1 protein-coding gene is annotated in these 1,210 nt (G+C 56.9%); it reads left to right on the top strand.

Annotation, left to right across the window (positions count from 1 at the left end):
- Positions 1-84: 84 nt before the first annotated feature.
- Positions 85-1,077 (top strand): IS5 family transposase, encoded by a 993-nt coding sequence (locus QCE58_RS33960; RefSeq protein ID WP_250522770.1) that lies wholly within the window; start codon positions 85-87, stop codon positions 1,075-1,077.
- Positions 1,078-1,210: the final 133 nt, after the last annotated feature.

The following is a 1,210-nucleotide window of genomic DNA, read 5'->3' as shown; positions in this document are numbered from 1 at the left end:
GGAAACGCTGATTTATTAAGCTCGGTGGTCATCGTTTGCATAGCTGAGGACGTTATAGAAGGCAGCTCACGGAACAGACTCACGATGAAGAGGCAGATCGGCTTCGCGGAAGCGGAAATTGCGGGCAAGAAGAGAGTGACCAGACGCCAACGCTTCCTGGCCGAGATGGAGAAAGTAGTTCCATGGCAGCGCTTGCTGTCGGCAATCGAGCCGCACTATCCCAAGGGCACGCGAGGACGCCCGCCGATTGGCCTGGAGCGAATGCTTCGGATCTACTTCCTGCAACAGTGGTACGGACTTTCGGACGAAGGATTGGAAGACGCCCTGTATGACAGCATCGCGCTGCGAGCCTTCGCCGGCATCGATCTGGCAGTCGAGAACGTGCCTGATGCAACCACGCTGTTGAAGTTCCGGCGCCTGCTGATCGAACACGAACTGACACGGAAGTTGTTCGACGAGATTGGCATCTCGCTGTGCGAGCGTGGGCTGATGATGAAGGAAGGCACGCTGGTTGACGCGACGATCATTGAAGCGCCGCCGTCGACCAAGAACGCCCGGAAGAGTCGTGACCCGGAAATGCATCAAACGAAGAAGGGAAACGAATGGCACTTTGGGATGAAAGCCCACGTGGGAGTCGATGCTGATTCGGGCCTGATCCACAGTGTGGTTGGCACGGCGGCCAACGTGTCGGATGTATCGCAAGCGCATGCCCTGCTGCACGGACATGAGGAGCAGGTGTTCGCCGACGCGGGCTATATCGGCGTCGAGAAGCGCGAGGAAATGGCGGGAAAGACCGTGAAGTGGTACGTCGCTGCCAAGCGGGGAAAGATCAAGGCGATGCAGGACGGCGCGCTGAAGGACTTGGTGATCGCGTTCGAGCGAACCAAGGCGCAGATTCGTTCGCGAGTTGAGCATCCTTTTCATATCGTCAAGAACCTGTTTCACCATCGCAAGACCCGGTACAAGGGCTTGGCCAAGAACACCGCGCAACTGTTCAGCTTGTTCGCTCTCGCGAATCTGGTGATTGCGCGAAATCTCTTGCGATCAGTCCATGGGAGCAATCCGTCATGCGTATGAAAAACGCGAGCAGATAGGCTCGTTTCCGCGCCCAATTCACTGAATTGAGCGTCGATTCGCTTCGTCATCCAGAAAATTCCACGCCACCTCGCCCGCAACTTGGGCAGCTGGTGCATTGATCAGCGTTTCCCTA

Source organism: Caballeronia sp. LZ028, from assembly GCF_031451415.1.
Lineage (GTDB): Bacteria > Pseudomonadota > Gammaproteobacteria > Burkholderiales > Burkholderiaceae > Caballeronia > Caballeronia zhejiangensis.
Note: the sequence above shows the minus strand (reverse complement) of the source record. Positions and strands in the feature narration are given on the sequence as shown.